Origin of the sequence: Nocardia sp. BSTN01, assembly GCF_015354405.1 — a bacterium.
GTDB lineage: Bacteria > Actinomycetota > Actinomycetes > Mycobacteriales > Mycobacteriaceae > Nocardia.
This window is the reverse complement of sequence record NZ_JADKYP010000018.1, coordinates 98,707-116,710: the sequence shown is the minus strand read 5'-3', so window position 1 is coordinate 116,710 and position 18,004 is coordinate 98,707. Positions and strand designations below refer to the sequence as shown.

16 protein-coding genes, 1 tRNA gene and 1 pseudogene are annotated in these 18,004 nt (G+C 66.5%); 12 read left to right on the top strand and 6 right to left on the bottom strand.

Annotation, left to right across the window (positions count from 1 at the left end; all coding sequences use genetic code 11):
- The 8 genes and pseudogenes from eno to IRT45_RS17340 form a co-directional block, all read left to right on the top strand.
- Positions 1 to 319, top strand: a pseudogene (gene eno / locus IRT45_RS17375) (phosphopyruvate hydratase); the annotation flags it as partial.
- Positions 320 to 493: 174 nt separating this feature from the next.
- Entirely contained in the window at positions 494 to 1,153 is a 660-nt protein-coding gene (locus tag IRT45_RS17370; protein ID WP_194806877.1) for a septum formation initiator family protein, read from the top strand.
- Positions 1,150 to 1,743 (top strand): DUF501 domain-containing protein, encoded by a 594-nt coding sequence (locus IRT45_RS17365; protein ID WP_375540113.1) that lies wholly within the window; start codon positions 1,150 to 1,152, stop codon positions 1,741 to 1,743. The genes IRT45_RS17370 and IRT45_RS17365 overlap by 4 nt, the downstream gene beginning before the upstream one ends.
- Positions 1,736 to 2,683: a Ppx/GppA phosphatase family protein gene (locus IRT45_RS17360; protein WP_228534493.1), complete on the top strand. Its 948-nt coding sequence runs from the start codon at positions 1,736 to 1,738 to the stop codon at positions 2,681 to 2,683. The genes IRT45_RS17365 and IRT45_RS17360 overlap by 8 nt, the downstream gene beginning before the upstream one ends.
- A gap of 76 nt (positions 2,684 to 2,759) precedes the next feature.
- Positions 2,760 to 4,235: a peptide MFS transporter gene (locus IRT45_RS17355; RefSeq protein WP_194806876.1), complete on the top strand. Its 1,476-nt coding sequence runs from the start codon at positions 2,760 to 2,762 to the stop codon at positions 4,233 to 4,235.
- A gap of 56 nt (positions 4,236 to 4,291) precedes the next feature.
- Positions 4,292 to 4,365, top strand: a tRNA-Leu gene (locus IRT45_RS17350).
- Between the two features lie 150 nt (positions 4,366 to 4,515).
- The gene (locus IRT45_RS17345; RefSeq protein ID WP_309241018.1) at positions 4,516 to 5,019 is read left to right on the top strand and encodes a DUF3558 family protein; all 504 of its coding nucleotides are present in this window, start codon (positions 4,516 to 4,518) and stop codon (positions 5,017 to 5,019) included.
- A gap of 12 nt (positions 5,020 to 5,031) precedes the next feature.
- Positions 5,032 to 5,427, top strand: coding sequence for a hypothetical protein (locus IRT45_RS17340; RefSeq protein WP_194806875.1), 396 nt, complete (start codon positions 5,032 to 5,034; stop codon positions 5,425 to 5,427).
- Between the two features lie 42 nt (positions 5,428 to 5,469).
- Here IRT45_RS17340 and IRT45_RS17335 read toward each other — a convergent pair whose 3' ends face one another.
- On the bottom strand, positions 5,470 to 5,952 hold the full coding sequence (locus IRT45_RS17335; protein WP_309241017.1) for a DUF3558 domain-containing protein: 483 nt from the start codon (positions 5,950 to 5,952) through the stop codon (positions 5,470 to 5,472).
- Positions 5,953 to 7,525: 1,573 nt separating this feature from the next.
- Entirely contained in the window at positions 7,526 to 8,788 is a 1,263-nt protein-coding gene (locus IRT45_RS17330) for a helix-turn-helix domain-containing protein (protein ID WP_194806873.1), read from the bottom strand.
- Positions 8,789 to 9,162: 374 nt separating this feature from the next.
- On the opposite strand from IRT45_RS17330, the gene IRT45_RS17325 reads away from it, so the two are divergent.
- Positions 9,163 to 9,897: a DUF559 domain-containing protein gene (locus tag IRT45_RS17325; RefSeq protein ID WP_194806872.1), complete on the top strand. Its 735-nt coding sequence runs from the start codon at positions 9,163 to 9,165 to the stop codon at positions 9,895 to 9,897.
- A 218-nt stretch (positions 9,898 to 10,115) separates the two neighbouring features.
- On the opposite strand, the gene IRT45_RS17320 is transcribed toward IRT45_RS17325, so the two are convergent.
- Entirely contained in the window at positions 10,116 to 10,691 is a 576-nt protein-coding gene (locus tag IRT45_RS17320; protein WP_194806871.1) for a DUF308 domain-containing protein, read from the bottom strand.
- Positions 10,692 to 10,900: 209 nt separating this feature from the next.
- Between IRT45_RS17320 and IRT45_RS17315 the strand changes: the two genes are divergently transcribed.
- Positions 10,901 to 11,752: an alpha/beta fold hydrolase gene (locus IRT45_RS17315; RefSeq protein WP_194806870.1), complete on the top strand. Its 852-nt coding sequence runs from the start codon at positions 10,901 to 10,903 to the stop codon at positions 11,750 to 11,752.
- Between the two features lie 552 nt (positions 11,753 to 12,304).
- On the opposite strand, the gene IRT45_RS17310 is transcribed toward IRT45_RS17315, so the two are convergent.
- On the bottom strand, positions 12,305 to 13,021 hold the full coding sequence (locus IRT45_RS17310; protein ID WP_194806869.1) for a class I SAM-dependent methyltransferase: 717 nt from the start codon (positions 13,019 to 13,021) through the stop codon (positions 12,305 to 12,307).
- A 128-nt stretch (positions 13,022 to 13,149) separates the two neighbouring features.
- Between IRT45_RS17310 and IRT45_RS17305 the strand changes: the two genes are divergently transcribed.
- Entirely contained in the window at positions 13,150 to 13,530 is a 381-nt protein-coding gene (locus IRT45_RS17305; protein ID WP_194806868.1) for a DoxX family protein, read from the top strand.
- A gap of 38 nt (positions 13,531 to 13,568) precedes the next feature.
- Here IRT45_RS17305 and IRT45_RS17300 read toward each other — a convergent pair whose 3' ends face one another.
- Positions 13,569 to 14,786 (bottom strand): acyl-CoA dehydrogenase family protein, encoded by a 1,218-nt coding sequence (locus IRT45_RS17300; RefSeq protein ID WP_194806867.1) that lies wholly within the window; start codon positions 14,784 to 14,786, stop codon positions 13,569 to 13,571.
- A 237-nt stretch (positions 14,787 to 15,023) separates the two neighbouring features.
- Between IRT45_RS17300 and IRT45_RS17295 the strand changes: the two genes are divergently transcribed.
- Positions 15,024 to 16,241: a cytochrome P450 gene (locus tag IRT45_RS17295; RefSeq protein WP_194806866.1), complete on the top strand. Its 1,218-nt coding sequence runs from the start codon at positions 15,024 to 15,026 to the stop codon at positions 16,239 to 16,241.
- A gap of 51 nt (positions 16,242 to 16,292) precedes the next feature.
- On the opposite strand, the gene IRT45_RS17290 is transcribed toward IRT45_RS17295, so the two are convergent.
- Positions 16,293 to 17,762, bottom strand: coding sequence for an MDR family MFS transporter (locus IRT45_RS17290; RefSeq protein WP_194806865.1), 1,470 nt, complete (start codon positions 17,760 to 17,762; stop codon positions 16,293 to 16,295).
- Positions 17,763 to 18,004: the final 242 nt, after the last annotated feature.

Here is an 18,004-nt window from a genome sequence, read left to right as displayed (position 1 = left end):
CATCGCCAAGGGCGCCGCCAACGCGCTGCTGGTGAAGGTCAACCAGATCGGCACCCTCACCGAGACGCTGGACGCGGTCGAGCTGGCTCACCGCAACGGCTACAAGACCATGATGAGCCACCGCTCGGGCGAGACCGAGGACACCACCATCGCCGATCTGGCGGTCGCGGTCGGCAGCGGTCAGATCAAGACCGGCGCCCCCGCCCGCAGCGAACGCGTCGCCAAGTACAACCAGCTGCTGCGCATCGAGGACGCGCTCGGCGATTCGGCTCGCTACGCCGGTGACGTCGCATTCCCCCGGTTCGTCTTCGAGGGGTAGTAGCCTCGACAACGGGTGTGGCGTGCGGGGCCGGTCGATACCGCGGCCGGTCACCGCGCGAAACCGGTGCGCTGTGCGGTCGAATCGCAGCGCCGCTACGGCACGGATTTGCAGCACCGCTGCTGCACAGATTCGCAGCACCGCTGCGGAGGCAGGCGATTTCGAGGTGTGGGGATGACGGAGCGACGGGCGCGCGGCACCAGTCCGGCAGGACGCGGTGACCGCCGCTCGACGCGGTCTCCCCGACCCGAACGGGCCGCGAACGGCTCCACACGCACGTCCGCCGGAAAGCGGGCCGCGCAACGTCGTCCGGCCGGCGCGAAATCCGAACCGCGCACCACGCGTGCGAAGTCGAAGAAGTCCGAGGATCGCCACGATCACCGGATTCTGGGCTTGTCCACCGGGCGCGCGGTCATCCTGGCCGCGGTGTTGTGCGCGCTCGCGTTGACTCTCGCCGTGCCGATGCGCACCTATTTCAGTCAGCGTTCGGAATCGGTGCAATTGGCCGAACAGCGCCGCGATCTGGAAAACGATCTGACGCGGTTGCGCGACCGCCGCGCACAACAGGAAGATCCCGCCTATATCCGCTCCGAGGCGCGCGACCGGCTGCGGCTGGTGATGCCCGGCGACACCGCCTATATCGTCCAGGTGCCCGGTATCGAGCAGCCCGCGGTGCCGGTGCCGACGAGTCAGGCCCGCCGCCCCGATCCTTGGTACACCCAGCTGTGGCGCAGTATGTCCGAGCCGCAGCCCACGCCCACCACGCCGGCGCCCCCGCCGCCCCCTCCACCACCGCCCCCGCCCCCGCCCCATCCTGAAGGAGAACCCCGGTGACCGACCCCGCTACGCCCGAGCCTTCGTCCGGCGAGGCGGGTGATGAGCAGGGTGCGCCCGTGGAGGCTGATCTCGAGATCGTGGCCCGCCAGCTCGGCCGGGAGCCGCGCGGGGTGCTCGCCATCGCCTATCGCACGCCCGACGGCCAACCGGCGGTCGTGAAGACCGCGCCGCGGCTGCCCGACGGCACCCCGTTCCCCACGCTCTACTACCTCACCGATCCGCGCCTGACCGCCGAGGCGAGCCGCCAGGAGGCCGCCGGACTGATGCGCGGGATGACCGAACGCCTGGCCGCCGACCCGGAACTGGCTGCCGCCTACCGTGTCGCGCACGAGAGCTACCTGTCCGAGCGCGACGAAATCGAGTCGCTGGGAACGGATTTCAGCGGTGGCGGGATGCCGGAGCGGGTCAAATGCCTGCACGTGCTGATCGCACATTCGCTGGCCAAGGGGCCGGGACTGAATCCGCTCGGTGACGAGGCCGTCGCGCTGGCGGCCGATACCGGACTGCGCGGCACCGCGATTCCGCAGGACTGGCCGAAATACGAGCAGTATCAACCGAATACCGATGCGGGAGACAGTGATGAGTGACCGGGTTGCCGCCGTCGACTGCGGCACCAATTCCATCCGGCTCCTGATCGCCGATGTCGGCGCGGACGGCCACCTCACCGACGTGCACCGCGAGATGCGGATCGTGCGGCTCGGCAAGGGCGTGGACGCCACGGGCGAACTGAATCCGGAGGCGATCGAACGCACCCGCGTCGCCCTGCACGATTACGTCGACCGCATGATCGACGCCGGGGTGAGCCGGGTGCGCATGGTCGCCACCAGCGCGACCCGCGACGCCCGCAACCGCGACGACTTCTTCACCATGACCGGTGTGGAACTGGGCCGCGTGGTGCCCGGCGCCCAGGCCGAGGTGATCACCGGCGATGAGGAGGCGCGGCTCTCGTTCGCGGGCGCGGTCGGCGAATTGTCCAGTGCCGAAGGGCCGTTCGTGGTCGTCGATCTCGGCGGCGGGTCCACCGAGGTGGTGCTCGGCGACAGTTCCGGCGTGCATGAGGCGTACTCGGCCGACATCGGCTGTGTGCGGATCACCGAACGCTGCCTGCACGGCAATCCGCCGACCGGCGAGGAGGTCGCGTCCGCGCGGTTCTTCGCCTCGCAGCAGCTGGCCCAGGCCTTCGGCGTGGTTCCGGTCGAGCGCGCCCGCACCTGGGTCGGCGTGGCCGGCACCATGACCACGATCGCCGCCGTCGCGCTGGACCTGCCCGAATACGATTCGGATCGAGTGCATCTGACCCGGCTCACGTTCGATCAGCTCCGCGAGGTCTGCCACCGTCTCATCGGAATGAACCACGACGAACGCGCCGCCCTCGGTCCCATGCATCCGGGCCGGGTCGACGTGATCGGCGGCGGTGCGGTGATCACCGAGGTGCTGGCCGACGAACTGGCGCGCCGGGCGGGGATCTCCGAGTTGATCGTGAGCGAGCACGACATTCTCGACGGTATCGCGCTGTCGATCGCCTGAGGGGCTCGCTCCGACATCCCCGCGTGATCGGCGTTTTGCGCGATCGGCGTACCTCGTTGCTGGACAATTGCGTCTCATGAGCAGGGTGGAACCCGTCCCGGGAGAGCAGACGTCGCCGGAGACGCGCACGATATTCGGCCATCCCATCGGGCTGGTCAATTTGTTCGGAGTGGAACTGTGGGAACGGTTTTCGTTCTACGGCATGCTCACGATCCTCGGGTACTACCTGTACTACTCGCTGACCGACGGCGGGCTCGGGCTGGAGAAATCGACCGCGACGGGCATCGTCGGCGCCTACGGCGGGCTGGTGTATCTGTCGACCGTGCTCGGCGGCTGGCTGGCCGACCGGGTACTCGGGATGGAGCGGACCGTCTTCTACGGCGGCGTGGTCGTGATGGCCGGGCACATCGCGCTGGCGGTGCTGCCGGGATTGACCGGTGTCGGCGTGGGGTTGGCGCTCGTCGCGCTCGGCTCCGGCGCCTTGAAGGCCAACGCGTCCTCACTGCTGGGCACGCTCTACGAGAAGGGTGACCCGCGCGCCGACGGCGGTTTCACGCTGTTCTATCTGGGCGTGAATCTCGGCGCGTTCGTCGGCCCGCTGATCACCGGGCTGCTGCAGACCCACCTCGGATTCCACTACGGATTCGGGGCGGCGGCGATCGGTATGGCGCTCGGACTCACCCAGTACGTGATCTTCCGGCGCAATCTGGGTACCCACGGGCGGGAAGTGCCGAACCCGTTGCCGCGCAGCCAGATCGGGAAGGTGATCGCCTTCGTGCTGGTCGTCGCGGTGGTGGTCGCCCTCGCGATGTGGACCGGGCTGGTCCGGTTGTCGAATCTGTCGTGGGTAACCACCGGCGTGATCGCGGCGGTATCGATACTCTATTTCGGATTGATGTTGACCAGTCCGAAAGTGGTTGCGGTGGAACGAGTCCGAGTGCGGGCCTTCATACCGCTGTTCATCGCCAACGCCGTGTTCTGGTCGCTGTTCCAGCAGATCTTCACGGTGCTGGCCGTCTACTCCGACGAGCGGATGAACTGGACGCTGTTCGGCTGGACCGCGCCGGCGAGCTGGATCGGCTCGGAGGAACCGATCTGGGTCATCGTGCTGTCGCCCTTGTTCGCGCTCATGTGGACCCGCCTGGGCACCCGAGCCCCGACCACCCCCCGAAAGTTCGCCTACGGCGTGATGGGGATGGGCGCATCGTTCCTCCTGTTCGTCCCCTTGGCCGGCTTCGACGACAAAACCGTTCCCGCCCTGCTCGTCTTCGTCATCCTGGCCGGCTTCGCCATCTCCGAACTCCTGCTGTCCCCGATCGGCCTCGCGGTTACCACTCAGCTCGCCCCCGAGGCCTTCCGAGCCCAGATGATGGCCCTTTACTTCTTCTCCGTCGGCATCGGTACCTCGATGTCCGGCGTCCTGTCCGAGTTCTACGACACCAGCCACGAAGTCGCCTACTTCGGCATCACCGGCCTGGTCGCGATCGCAGTGGGAATCATCGTTTACTTCCTAGCCCCGCAGGTCAGCCGCTTGATGGAAGGCGTGCACTGAGCAAATCCCCGGACAATTCCGAGACGGACGTACGACTTAGGTACGCTATCCCAGCCGCCCCCGTAGCCCAATTGGCAGAGGCAGCGGACTTAAAATCCGCACAGTGTCGGTTCGAGTCCGACCGGGGGCACCGAGATGGTGCCCGGTGGTCCCACACGGCGCCCTGGTCAGGGCCCTGCGGCCGGATAGGGAACCCCGTCGCGTGTCGCCGCGTCCTATAGTCCGTAGCGAAGTTGTCTGTCGAGCGGGAGGACGTCGGGTGCAGCGACGAGTAGCAGGGGTGGCGGTCGCTATCGGGGCGGTGCTGGCGGTGATGACAGCTGGGTGTAGCTCGACTACGGACGGCGCGGCTACTACGGCGAGTAGCGATGCTGCTGCGGCGCTGTGGGATCCGTGTACGCAGATTCCCGATTCGGCATTGACGGCCGCGCAGGTAGACCCGAGCACAAAGGATTCCGGCGTCGCCGGCGTTCACCAGCACGGTTGGGAGATTTGCGGATGGAAGGGCTCAAAGTACGCTATTACCGTCTACTCCACCGGCAAATCCGCCTCGGAGATCGCCAACAAGACGGGCAATACCGGCCAACAAAGTGTGACGATTGCTGGTCGTGTGGGCACAGAGTTCAGGCAGGGTAGCGATACCGAGTGCGACGTGGCTTTCGATGCGCAGCAGGGCGCGGTGCAGCTCCAGGTGATCGGACGGCTCGCCGAAGACCATCCGATTGACCCGTGCCAAACCGTGGCCAGCGTCGGGGAGTCGCTCGTTCCGGTGTTTCCGAAGTAGCAGGGGGGCGGTATGGCAAGTAGTGATCTTTCGGCATGGCAGCAACGCGTAGCGGAGGCCAGGTCCGGTGATCTGTACCTCGACAACGAACAGGTGGCCCGTGAGTGCCTGGCTGCCTGCAACAAGCGGATTGAGGATTTGCAGGACCTCCACATTTACGCTTTGCGAGCTCAAAGCGTCTCCGGCTTTGGCGATTTCGATATGGGCCACATGCTCGAGGGGCAGTTCAAACTTCAGGCCACGGGTGATGACAACTCCATCGACAAGATCGTGGAGGACCACATCGAGACCGTAAAGAATATGCGCGAGGTCATGGCGATTTCGTTGGCCCGGCTGACCGGTCAGGACTATACGAACTCGTCCACGCTGAGCGGGATCATCGACCAGAATCCCGCGCCGAAGAAGTAGTCGGACCGAGCCATTCGGGCCGGAATGAGCCTGTAGCCCAAGCTATTCGGGAAACCACGGGACGAGGTTCTCGCCGATTCGTGCGAGCAGCCCGCACGGCTCTGGCGGATTGTCCAACGCTGTCCGGATCAGCAGCTGCAGCTGGATGACACCCTGCTGCGCAGGGAACACGACGTTGCAGTTGAGATGCTTCGACGCTCCAGCGACCCTGAACCGACGACCGCTGCGGCCGGCGATCGTTGCGTCGGCGAAATCGACATTGCCGGGTTTGTTTTCGAACTGATCGACCGTGCGCGCGGTCGAGTACACGGTGATCGCATACTCGGGACCGCGCCATCCGCCGATCTTCCAGCCGCTCTGCTCGATACCGGCGATGCCGGATTCTTTACTCGCCACGTCGACGTTCGATGCGCGCAACGCTTCATCGGGTATGCCGGTGCAGGGGTCCCACAGATCGGCGTGCAATGTTCTCGTTCTCCTTGGAAAGGTGGGTTCGGGCAGTGTCAGCCCGAGGCGAGTAGGCACAACGGAGCTGGTTGCGTGGAGCGTGGTAGCGGCGACGTTCCGCGTCGGATCGTCGACCGCCTACGCCCGACATTCGCTGCGGGGCAGAAGTTTCGGCTACCGCCTGGTCGCCCAGCGGGCGAAGGAGAGCCTGGGGTGGACGGTTTCTACGTCGGCGATCATCATCAGCGCGTTCAGGGTGAGGAAGTCGAAATGTTGGGTGGACGGGGCGATTACGGCTTCGGCGCCGGTGGCGCGGGACTTGGTCGGGCAGGGGGATGCGGCTGGTTTCCGGGGGCCAGACCAGGCGGTAGCCGAGGCGGGTGGCCAGGCGGCGTACTTGGGCGGTGTCCCAGTCCGGGGCGGTGGATTCGGGATGGACCCAGCCGAGCGCGATCGGGTGGGCGGGCGTCACCGGTGGGAGTCCTTGCGGCGGCGTTCACCTCGCAGGGGTAGGCGCGCTAAGGCGAAGGTCAGTCCGAGCAGTGCTGCGATGAGCAGCAAAAGGATCCAGTCACAGCCTTTCATGACGCACCCCTCCATCCCCTCGGTCGGCAAGAGCGCCCACCGCCGAGGAGCCGGGGTTCGGCCGGCTACGGACCCGGCGATGGGGCCGTAGCCCAAGGTATGAGAGGAGCCACGCGCGATCTGTCCTGAAAGGACAAGCGCGACAGAGGAATGCGCGCAGGCCCGCGCTCGCGGGCAGCGTTCGGCCTCGGGTGCTCGGATTCGGTGCTCGGGTAAGTCGCGCGAAGTAGGCGGATTCGCCGGCGTCCGGGCAATGCCGATCCCTCATGCGGGCCCGTAGGTCGGACCGCTGCCATCGCGGCGGCCGGTGCGAAGTGTCGGCTACCCCCTCCCGCATGACGACGTCTGCGTGGACGGGTTGTGGCGCAGAGTGTTCGCTTACACGTGAGTAATTCTCGGCGTGTGGGCTCGGCGCTCGAACTTGGCGTGTGGCTCGGCGCTCGAATTCGGCGTGTCGGGTCGGCGTACGGACTCGTCACTCGGACCAGGCATGCGGGCTCGGCGTTCGAGCTCGATGGGCGCGGTCGCGCGTGGACTCGGCGTGCGGGGCCGCTGTCGGGCTTGATGGTCGGCTTCGGCGGGCGGGGTCAGCGGCGGGCCTCGCCGGAGCGCTGGGCGATGCCGATCCGCTGTGCTAGCTGCGTAGTTCGCGGCCGGCGGCATCGCGGCGGGCGGCGCACCTCGGATCGGCGCGGCCTTCCGCACGAAGACGTCTGTGTGTACGAGTTGGGCACAGAGCGTTCCACTCTCATGAAGTGGGGCCCTCGGCACTCGAATTCGGTGTGTCGCGTCGGCGTGCGGACGCAGCACTCGCGGGCAGCGCTCGGGCTCGGTGCTCGCTCGCGTTGGGCGCGCGGCGATCGTGACGCGGTGGTTTCGAAGCCGCGGGCACCACGGCTCCGGTTGTCCGGTACTAGGTGGTGATTTTTTCGTGCAAACCGGCCTTGATTCGGCGGTTTTCTCGCACTCGTGCGGAGGTTTGCACGATCTGTTCACCCCATCGACGCTCGGACCCGCTGTACAGACATAATGCGCGGACTCAACGTGTGGGTTCAGCTGTACGAGGTCAGCGGCGGGTCTCGGCGGAGTCCGGGGCGATGCCGATTCGCCATGCCAGGCCGCGTAGTTCGCGGCCGCCGGCATCGCGGCGGGCGGCGCGGAGTTGGTCGGCTACTGCCTCCCGCACGAAGACGTCTGCGTGGACGCGTTGGGGTGCAAGGCGTTCCGCTCGCATCAGGGTGGCGATTCCCTCGTCACGCCGACGCCGATCGGTCAGTAGTGCTCGGCCTATCTCCATGTGGAATTCGGCCTGTCTCGAAGCGCTCGGCACGGCAGCTACGTTCACGCGGTGCGCTTGCTCGACCACCTTCGCGCCGTCACCGAATTCGTTCCCGATCGTGGCTTGCCAGATGCCGACATTCGCGCGGCCGAAGAACATGTGGCCGAACGAGCCGACCTCGGTATCGAGGCGTCGAGCGATATCGTCGGCCTCGCCGAGGTGGGTCCTGGAGGTGTCGCGGTCGCCCTGCACCGCTGCCGCCAGGGCCGCGGACAGGTGAAGCATCCCATACACCTGCACGACATCATCGTCATTCAGATGAGGACGCAATTTGTCGGCCACGCGCACCGCGCGCCGATACTGTTCCGGCCGTGACAGTCCGCCTGTTGCGTCTCCGCGCAGCCACGCCGTGAATCCTTGCCACGCAGGCGATTCCAGCGCCTCGGCACAGTGCTGTGCTTCTTTGGCTGCCAAGAGAGGGAGGCCGCGGCCACCGAGACGCTTACTCGTCCACATCGCCGCCGCATAGCACCAGATCATCCCGATCAACGTTTCGTGTCGATGTGCGGGAGAACGGACATAAACGGCATGCAGTTCACCGAGCAGCTGCGGCATCAACTCCGCCTGGGCGGCGTAATCCGCTGTGGTTTGCGACAGTTCGATCAACTGCTGGATGTCCGCAGCGATAGCCGGCCACTCGCGCACCGGTAGCCCCGGGTCTTCGCCGAGTTCGTAGATGTCGAGCACGTTCTCGATCGCGACCAGTCCGGCATAGGCCGCATCGTTGGCGCTCGGGTGCTCGGCTTGCCATGGCACCGGTGAGAACTCGCTCGGCGCCACGCGTAGTGCGGCCGCGATCGCTTCGAGGGTGCGCCGGTTCTCCAGCGACTTCTCGCCTCGCTCGAGTTTTCCGAGGTATCCGTAGGAGATTCCGGCTAGTCCGGCGGCGGCTTCGAGGCTCAGGCCGCGCCAGGCGCGGATTTCGCGTAGGCGGCGGCCGAGGTCGTTCGGCGGGATGCCGCTGTCGTCGTATTTCTGCCCCACACCCATGGTTACCACGCTACGACCAGCGGCTCGTTCGTGCAGCGAGACTGCTGGTATGCGCCGTGATCGTGAGGCGGTGGTTTCGAAGCCACACGCGCACAACGGCTCCGGTTGTCCTGTACTGGGAGGTGAATTTTTCGTGCAAACCGCCCTTGATTCTGCGGTTTTCTCGCATTCGTGCCGAGGTTTGCACGATCTGTTCACCCCATCCACAGGCCCGCACTGATCCACAGGTCTGTCGTTCGCCCAGGTGAGCTCCTGAGCTCGCTGCCGACCGCCCGGAATCATCGGTATCCGTGATTCGAACCAGGGCGGAGTTGATGCGCGAAGTTTCGGCGGCCGCGATTGCCGCTCGCTGTCGCCGCGGGCAATATACGCGTGTGCTGCCGGGAATCTATGCGGTCGGGACGGTTACCCAGCGCACCAGGTGCGAGGCCGTGCTCGCGTGGTTGCCCGAGGCGGTGTTGAGCCATCGCACCGCGGCGTGGCTGTGGGATATGTTGCCGGAACCCGAGTCGGTCGAAGCGACTGTGCCCCGGGGCCGGTATCGAGCTACACCGGAGTGGCTTCGGTTGAGCCGCCGCGAATTACGGCCCGATTCGATCGATGAGGTCTGGGGACTTCCCGTGACCACCCGGGCTCGCACGTTGCTCGATTGTGTGCCGATCCTGCCGGACGCCGAGGCGGGCCGCATGGTGGACAATCATGCCCGCGCGGTGGCACCCGCATTGCCGGGCCTGACCACCGGCAAGTACGGCTCGACAAAGTTGCGCGAACACTTGCGTTGCGCCGCATTCGATGCCGCCTCGGAACCGGAACGGTTGTTCGCTCGCGCGCTGGCACGGCGAGGTCTTCATCTGCTGCTGAATCAGCCGATCGGACAGTACGTGGGTGATCTCGTCGATGAACGGTCGCGAATGATCATCGAGATCGACGGTCGTGAATTCCACAGTGATTCGCTGACGTTCCGTCGTGATCGGCGGCGTCAGAACGCGCTGTTGGACGCCGGGTGGTTCGTGTTGCGGTATGCGGCCGCCGATGTGAACTCGTACCTCGATGCGTGCGTCGAGGAGGCCGCGCGGGTGATTCGACGCCGGCGCAGAAGCCGCAGATAGGAGCGTCGACCGCACTACGCCTGCGCGTCACTTCGATACCGCTGGTGATCGCGTCCTTGCCGACACCGGTGCCGAGGCTCGTTCGCGCGCCGGACCGCGCTCACGATCCGCGCCGCTGTGCAAGATCTTTCCGCCCGCACCCGAGCGCACCACTGCCCACGTATCCGGGGCGTCGGCTGCGGATACGTGGGCAAGGGTGTGGCCGCTGTCGCGGAGGATCATCCGGTGACAAGCGAAGTCGAACGTCCTTTCCAGGCGAGCAGTCCGGCCTGGACGATGAAGAAGACGCCTCCACCTGTCGCGTAGACCGACAGCACGTCCAAACTAGGTGCGCCACCGAGAGATTGGCCGATGTAGAACAGGCCCACAAGGAACGACAGGCCGCCGGCGATGAGCATCGGCCACTGTCTGCCGAGTTCGGGTCCGCGACGGTACAGGCCGACGGCTACCTGGGCCGCACCGGAGAGGACCGCCCACGCGCCGAAGGTGGCGAGGATTGCGGCTACGCCGCCGGCGATCGCTGCGGTCCCGGCCGCGACGGCGGCCAGCGTGCTCAGCGTGGCGTTGCAGGCAGTGACGCGGCGGTCGGGGCCGGCGTCGGTCGCCTTGTAATCGATCAGCGAGGAGACCGCGTCGATCAACGGGTAGGCGACCAGCAGGCCGACGGCGAGGGCGTCGAGGGTTTCATGTGCTGTGGCGAAGACGGCCGCCCATGCGACGGCGAGGACGCCGCGGCCGAGGTACAGCCGAATCAGGGCGGCGCGTTCGGATTTCGTGACGGCAAGGTTGCTCATCGGATTCTCCTCCGTGGGGAACGAACAGAACTTCACTGTCGTGCGGGAATCCGGTCGCGACATCCGTCGCATGACGCTGATGACGACGTAATCGCTCGCGTCGGCACCGATTACGTCGCCGACAGCGTCATCTGACGGATGCCTGGCTACGGGCCCGCCTCGCACAGTGGAACCCGTATCCGCACCACTTGTTCGAAGGGCGTAATCACATGGTCGTAGTCGGACGTGGCCGCACGCGGCGGCGCGTTGTCCGCACGGTTTCGGCGGTCGCGGCGGTTGCCGTCGCGGGGAGTGTGGCCGTTGCCTGCGCTGCCGAAACGACGTCCCAGGCAGGGCCCGGCGAGGATGCGCCGAAGCCGACGATCGTGCTGGAGCACGGCGCGTTCGCGGACGCCTCCAGCTGGGACGATGTCATCGAGAAGCTGCGCGGTGACCACTATCCGGTTGTCGCCGCGGCGAATCCGCTGCGCGGGCCTGCGGCGGACGCCACCGGTTTGCGTGGCTTGATCAGCCATATCAACGGGCCCGTGATTCTGGTCGGGCATTCCTATGGTGGATCGGTGATCAGCGCGGCGGGTGCCGGGAATGATCAGGTCAAGGGGCTGGTCTATGTGGCGGCGTTCCTGCCGGCGCCGGGGGAGACGGCACTCGGGCTGACCAATCAGTTTCCGGGATCCACTTTGCCGGGCACAGTGAATCCGGTGCCGGTCACGAACATCGACGGCGGCACCGGCACCGACCTCTACATCCAGCGGGACAAGTTCCGCGACCAGTTCGCCGCCGACGTCACCCAGAACCGCGCCGCCCTGATGGCGACGACCCAACGGCCGATCGCGCAGTCCGCACTCGAGGAGAAGGCCACGGTCGCAGCGTGGACCGAGAAGCCCAGCTGGGACGTGATCACGACCGAGGACAAGAACATCCCGGTCGCGGCCCAGCGCTTCATGGCCGAACGCGCCCACGCCCATGTCACCGAGGTAGCCGCATCGCACTCCGTCGCGGTCTCCCACCCCGATGTGGTGGCCGGGGTGATCGAACAGGCGGCCCGGGACGCTCACTGAGCGGGGGTTCGGCATGGCAGCGGGAGTCGTCTCGGCTGCCTCGGCCCGGCTCCGCTGCTCACGAGAGTCGCTGGAGAAGGGGATAATTCGTCGCCTCGGGCCCGATGGCCCTTCGACCATTGCGGTCTCCCACCTGAGGTGGTGGCCGGGTGATCGAACAGATGACTCGGGACTTCCACTGAGCGAGGGGCGACATGGCAGCCGGGAGTCATCTCGGCTGCCCCGACTGGATTCCGTTGCTCGCGAGAGTCGTTCGGCTCGCTGATGGTCCTCCGACCACTTCGGGCCTCCGGCGATGGCCCGCCGGGAAGCTGACCGAGCGCGCCCTGGTGGTGGGCGTGCATCGGCGATGCTCGCCGGTAACTCGATCGAGCGTGCCATAGGGGGCGGCCGGTGGCGGAGGTCGGTCGTTCGGTGAGGCCGTCGGGGCGCCGACCGGATGTGCCGTGGTGGGGGGTGAGTGGGCGTTCGACGATCCCGCACGCGATCCGATCCTGCGGCTGCCGGATCGTGGACTACGCCTTGGTGCCGTGGTGTCGGCGAACGGATCGGCTATACCCGCTGAGCCTCCAGTAGGTGGACGGGCAGTCGGAGCCCACCGGTCTCGTCCGTCTCCGGATGAAAACCACTGGAAGCGAACACTTTTCGAATCACCTCCGGCGGATTCACTGCTTCGATGAACTCCGGCCTCAGGGTCGTGATGTTCCACTCCGGTGTGGTGAATTCGCTGCGCAGTTCGGGTTCGGACAGCGGGTAGGGCGCGTACAGGTGCGCGTGTGCTGTTGCGGCGAAGCTGAATTGGATGAGGTGGCCGCCGGGCTTCGTTACTCGGGCGAGGGCGGCGATATGGGAGCGGCGCTGGGTGGGGGAGAGGCAGTGGAGGAGGGCGCTGCTCACCACCGTGTCGAAGTGGTTGTCGTAGCCCGCGAGGATGGTGGCGTCGGCGACGGCGAAGGTGACCGGCAGGTCGCGGCCCGCGGCGCGGGTGCGGGCCTGGTCGATCGCGGTGGGGGCGATGTCGACACCTGTCACTCGATAACCGCGTTCGGCCAGGTGGACGGCGGTGTCCCCCGGGCCGCACCCGATGTCGAGCACCTGGCCGGTGATCCGGCCGGCGCGTTCCACGGCGATGAGGAGTGGTTGGGGGCGGCCGATGTCCCACGGTGGTTTGTCCAGGCGGAGGCCGGGGGCCAGGGCGGCGCCGCTGTAGAGCTGCTCGAAATCGACCGTCGTGGGGTCGATTCCGGATACGGAGAGGTCATCGGACATGTGTGGTCCTCTGCTCGGATGAGAGCGTCGCCACGGCGACTGCTCGGATACGGATCCACTCTATCTCGTATCGTATGAAAACGATATAGTTGGGAAGTCGTAATACTTCTAGATCGAGCGAGGCTCTGATGTATGTCGCCTATCTGACCGTCATGCTCGTCACCATCGCCGCCAACACCTTCTCCGGGGCCGCTGCCGTCACCCGATTCGCCCCGGTCATGGCCACGTTGGCGCCTGCGATGGAAACCGCCGGAATTCCGCAGTCGTGGCTCACCTTCCCGATCGGCACCTTGAAACTCGCGGGGGCGGCCGGGCTGCTGCTGGGTGTGCTCGGGGTGCCGTATGTGGGTACGGCCGCCGCGATCGGCCTGGTGCTCTACTTCGTCTGCGCGGCCTATACCCACGTCCGCGTCGCCGACTACGCCCAGACCTTCTATCTGGCTGTGGGGCTGTTCCTGCCCCTGGCCGTCGCCTGCCTGGTATTGCAGCTCGCGGATCAGCGCATCTGAACCGGACGGATCGGCCGGCGCGGACAGGGGCCTGCGGCCTAACCGTTCAACAAACCCTTGGCGATATGCGTCACCTGGATCTCGTTGCTGCCCGCGTAGATCATCAGCGACTTCGCGTCGCGCGCAAGCTGTTCCACCTTGTACTCGGCCATGTAGCCGTTGCCGCCGAACAACTGGACGGCTTCCATGGCGACTTCGGTGGCGGCGCGGGAGGAGTAGAGCTTCATCGCGGATGCCTCGGCGAGGGAGACGGATTCGCCGGCGGCGGTGCGTTCGATGGCGTTGAAGACCATGTTCTGCACATTGATCCGGGCGATCTCCACTTCGGCGAGCTTGAGCTGGATGAGCTGGAAGTGGCCGATCTCCTTACCCCACAGGGTGCGCGATTTCGCGTAATCGACACAGAGCCGGTGACATTCGTTGATGATCCCCAGTGCCAGGGAGGCGATGCCGATGCGTTCGGCGGCGAAGGATTCCTTCGCGCTGTCCTTGCCGTCGCCTTTGGCGGGATTCTCGGTCTCGCCGAGCAGGCGGTCGGGCGTCAGGCGGACGTTGTCGAAGACCAGCTCGCCGGTGGGCGATGAATTCATGCCCATCTTCTTGAACGGCGCGCTCTGCACGAAACCGGGCATGCCCTTGTCGAGGACGAAGGTCAGCACCTTGCGGTCGCGCCGGTCGGTGCCGTCCTCCTCGTCGAGTTTGGCGTAGACGACGGTCACGTCGGCGTACGGGCCGTTGGTGATGAAGGTTTTGCGGCCGTTGAGGATGTAGTCCTCGCCGTTGCGGCGGACGTAGGACTTCATACCGCCGAATGCGTCGGAGCCGGAATCGGGTTCGGTGATCGCCCAGGCTCCGACCTTCTCGAACGTCACCAGCTCCGGCAGCCAGCGATTCTTCTGTGCGAGGGTGCCGCGGCTGCGAATGGTGCCGACGGCCAGGCCCAGGCTCACGCCCATCGATGCGACCAGGCCCAGGCTCACTCCGGCCAGCTCGCTGTTGAGGATGACGCCCATACTGCCGGAGCCGCTGAACCCGCCGGACTTGCCCGGCGTTCCGGCTTCCTCGCGGGCCAGGGATTTCGCGAGCCCCTCGCGCGCCATCTCGTCGAGGCCGAAGGTGGCGTACAGCTTGCGGATGATGTCGAACGGCGGCAGTGCGCCGCTCTCGAGCCGGTCGACATGCGGTTCGATTTCCTTCTTGATGAAGCCGCGCACGGCGTCGCGAAGCATCAGATCTTCGTCGGACCACTTGTACATGTCGTCAACTCCCGAGGATGGCCGGAACGGTCCCCTGGAATATAGAACACGTTCTAATTCGGGACGGCTGCCGCGTCGCCTTCGCGGCGAGGTGCGCGCCATCGCGCCGCGGCGCACACTCTCCCCACGGCTGGTGCTCGACCCGGTCCGTCCGCGGCGGGACTCTGAGATGATTTCGCGGGCAACAGGTCTCATCCCGCGCGTGCGCAGTCACGTCGACAGTCGAAGGGTTCCGTGATGACGAACCGACCTGCTTTTCCCGATGCGAACGAACGTCCCCTCGATACCTGCCTCCGCCTACGCAAGACCGCTCCCGTGGTCGAAGTCGACTTCCCGGGCGGCGTTCCGGCCTACCTCGCGCTCTCCCATCGGGCGGTCGAGGAAATCCTCGCGGGCGACAACAAGACCTTCGCCCGGGATCCGAAACACTGGCCCGCGCTCTACGACGGGTCGATCCCCGAGGACTGGCCGTTCCGGGCGATCGTGCAGGGCGACCATCTGTCGACCAAGGACGGCGCCGATCATCGGCGCTTGCGCGGCTTGGTCGGCAAGGGCTTCACGCCGGCCCGGGTCCGGGCTCTGGAACCGCGGATCCAGGCGATCATCGACGGCCTGCTCGACGGTGTGGCGGCCGCGGGTGATCGGGTCGATCTGGTGCCCGCGTTCTGCGACGCGCTGCCGATGGCGGTGATCAGCGAGCTGTTCGGCGTACCCGAATCGGAGCGGGCGCAGCTGCGGCAGTGGACGTTGACCTCACTGTCGCAAGAGATTTCGGCCGAGGAGGCGTTCTCGACGCAGGTGGCGCTGCGCGGCTACCTCTACGAGCTGGTCGAACGCAAACAACGCGAACCCGGTGACGATCTGACCTCCGATCTGGTCCGGGCGCGCGACGAGGGCGACCGGCTCACCACCGACGAACTGGTCGCCGTGCTGTGGCTGATGCTGATCGCCGGCCACGAAACCACCGTCTACCTGCTCGGAAACGCGGTGGTTGCGCTGGGCCGGCATCCCGACCAGCTGGCCCTGGTGAAGGCGGAGGATCGGTGGGCCGATGTGGTGGAGGAAACGCTGCGCTATCGGCACTCGGTGATGATGACGAGTTTCCGATTCACACTGCAGGATGTGACGATCGACGGGGTCCCGATTCCGAAGGGGAACGCGGTCGGCGTCGTCTACCAAGCCACCGGAGTGGACACCGCGCAGCACGGTGAGACCGCCGACGAATTCGACATCACCCGCCTGTCGCGGCCACACCTCGGATTCGGGCACGGACCGCGCTACTGCATCGGCGCACCGCTGGCCCGGCTCGAGGGCCGGCTGGGGCTGGCGAGCCTGTACCGGCGGTTCCCGGACCTGACGCTCGCCGTGGATCCCGCTGAAATCCCTTATACGCCTTCGTTCTTCACCGTGGGTCCGGTGTCGATACCGGTTCGTCCGGGCGCCGATCGCGGCTGAATACGACAACGCCCGCGAGACCGGTTGTCTCGCGGGCGTTTCGGTCCGTGGTCAGCCGCGGACCATCTCGGTGTCCTCGACATCCTCGGAATCGAGCACGACCGCTTCCGACGAGGCCGAGCGATTGGGCAGCAGCACCGCCATCACGATCACGATCACCGCCAGGCCGGCGGATATCGCGAAGGCCAGCCGCATACCCGACAGATGGGCGACGAGCGGTTCGATCCCGCGGTCGGTGAGCGTGGTGGCGCGGGCGGTCATCACCGTGACCACCAGGGCGGTGCCGAAGGCCGCGGCCACCTGCTGCAGGGTGCCGAGCATCGAGCTGCCGTGCGAGTACAGATGCTGCGGCAGCGCGCCCAGGCCGAGGGTGAAGACCGGGGTGAAGGCCGCCGCCAGCGACACCATCAGCAGAATGTGCAGTGCCAGCAGCTGCCAGTACGGCATGGTCAGCGAGATCCGGGTGAAACCGGCCAGGGCCGCGGTGATGCCGACCGCGCCGGGAATCACCAGCATGCGCCCGCCGAAGCGGTCGAACAGCCGCCCGATCGTGGGCCCCAGCAGGCCCATCGCCAACCCGCCCGGCATCACCAGCAGACCGGTTTCCAGCGGCGAGAGCGACCGTAGGTTCTGCAGGTACAGCGGCAGCAGGATCATCGAGCCCATCATCGCCAGGAAGGCGACCGCCATCAGCACGAGTGCCTTGGTGTAGGTGCCGGACAACAGGATTCGCAGATCGAGCAGGGGAGAGCCGGTGCGCTGCAGGCGAATCTGCCGGGCCGCGAACACCGCGATGAAGGCCACACCGGCCGCCACGATCAGCGCCGGGATCACGATGTTGCCGACCTCGAACCGGCTGAGGCCGTAGACCAGGCTGCCGAAGCCCAGGGCCGCGAAAACGACACTGGCCCAATCGATCGCACCGCTCTCGGGTTCGCCGACGTTCTCCAGTTTGCGCAGGCCGAAGAAGGTCACCGCACCGGCGATGGGCAACACCAGCAGGAAAAGCCAACGCCAGGAACCGATCTGGAGCACCAGGCCGGAGATGACCGGACCCATGGCGGGAGCGACCGAGATGGCGAGGGTGACGTTACCCATGACGCGGCCGCGGTCGTGTTCGGGCACCACGGTCATCAGGGTCGTCATGAGCAGCGGCATCATCACGGCGGTGCCGCCGGCCTGCACGACGCGCCCGACCAGCAGAATCGCGAACGACGGCGCCGCGGCCGACAAGAGCGTGCCGGCGAGGAAGATGCCCATCGCGAGCGCATAGGCGCGGCGCGTGGTGACCCGTTGCAGGAACCATCCGGTGACGGGGATGACGGCCGCCATCGTGAGCATGAACGCGGTCGACACCCACTGCGCGGACCGCTCGGTGACGTGCAGATCGGTCATCAGGCGCGGGATCGCGTTGATCATGATGGTCTCGTTGAGGATCACCACGAAGGTCGCGAGGACCAGCAGCCGGATCACCGCGGGGGTTCTTCGTCCGGCCGGGCGATGGACTGGTTCGGCGGGCATCTGTACCTCCGGGTGTCGCGAACGCGGAATGTCTGACCGACGCCGAGTCACCCCTGTAGTGCCTCGAACGCCACACCAGACCTGACGACCGTGACCCACTCAACTCATCGGTGCCGCGCAAGTATTCCGGTGCATCGCGCACGCGAGCACCCGATTTTCCGTCCCGAAGTGCACTGATAGCCGCGAGAAACGAGTGCTCACCTGCGGCGGTTCCGTGCGGTGCACAGCGGAGAGACGCTCGT

What these genes read in the sequence shown, in the direction of transcription:
- IRT45_RS17370 (WP_194806877.1), top strand. Translation starts at nt 494, where the DNA reads ATGACGGAGCGACGGGCGCGCGGCACCAGTCCGGCAGGACGCGGTGAC.
- IRT45_RS17360 (WP_228534493.1), top strand. Translation starts at nt 1,736, where the DNA reads ATGAGTGACCGGGTTGCCGCCGTCGACTGCGGCACCAATTCCATCCGG.
- IRT45_RS17355 (WP_194806876.1), top strand. Translation starts at nt 2,760, where the DNA reads ATGAGCAGGGTGGAACCCGTCCCGGGAGAGCAGACGTCGCCGGAGACG.
- IRT45_RS17340 (WP_194806875.1), top strand. Translation starts at nt 5,032, where the DNA reads ATGGCAAGTAGTGATCTTTCGGCATGGCAGCAACGCGTAGCGGAGGCC.
- IRT45_RS17330 (WP_194806873.1), bottom strand. Translation starts at nt 8,788, where the DNA reads ATGGGTGTGGGGCAGAAATACGACGACAGCGGCATCCCGCCGAACGAC.
- IRT45_RS17320 (WP_194806871.1), bottom strand. Translation starts at nt 10,691, where the DNA reads ATGAGCAACCTTGCCGTCACGAAATCCGAACGCGCCGCCCTGATTCGG.
- IRT45_RS17315 (WP_194806870.1), top strand. Translation starts at nt 10,901, where the DNA reads ATGGTCGTAGTCGGACGTGGCCGCACGCGGCGGCGCGTTGTCCGCACG.
- IRT45_RS17310 (WP_194806869.1), bottom strand. Translation starts at nt 13,021, where the DNA reads ATGTCCGATGACCTCTCCGTATCCGGAATCGACCCCACGACGGTCGAT.
- IRT45_RS17305 (WP_194806868.1), top strand. Translation starts at nt 13,150, where the DNA reads ATGTATGTCGCCTATCTGACCGTCATGCTCGTCACCATCGCCGCCAAC.
- IRT45_RS17300 (WP_194806867.1), bottom strand. Translation starts at nt 14,786, where the DNA reads ATGTACAAGTGGTCCGACGAAGATCTGATGCTTCGCGACGCCGTGCGC.
- IRT45_RS17295 (WP_194806866.1), top strand. Translation starts at nt 15,024, where the DNA reads ATGACGAACCGACCTGCTTTTCCCGATGCGAACGAACGTCCCCTCGAT.
- IRT45_RS17290 (WP_194806865.1), bottom strand. Translation starts at nt 17,762, where the DNA reads ATGCCCGCCGAACCAGTCCATCGCCCGGCCGGACGAAGAACCCCCGCG.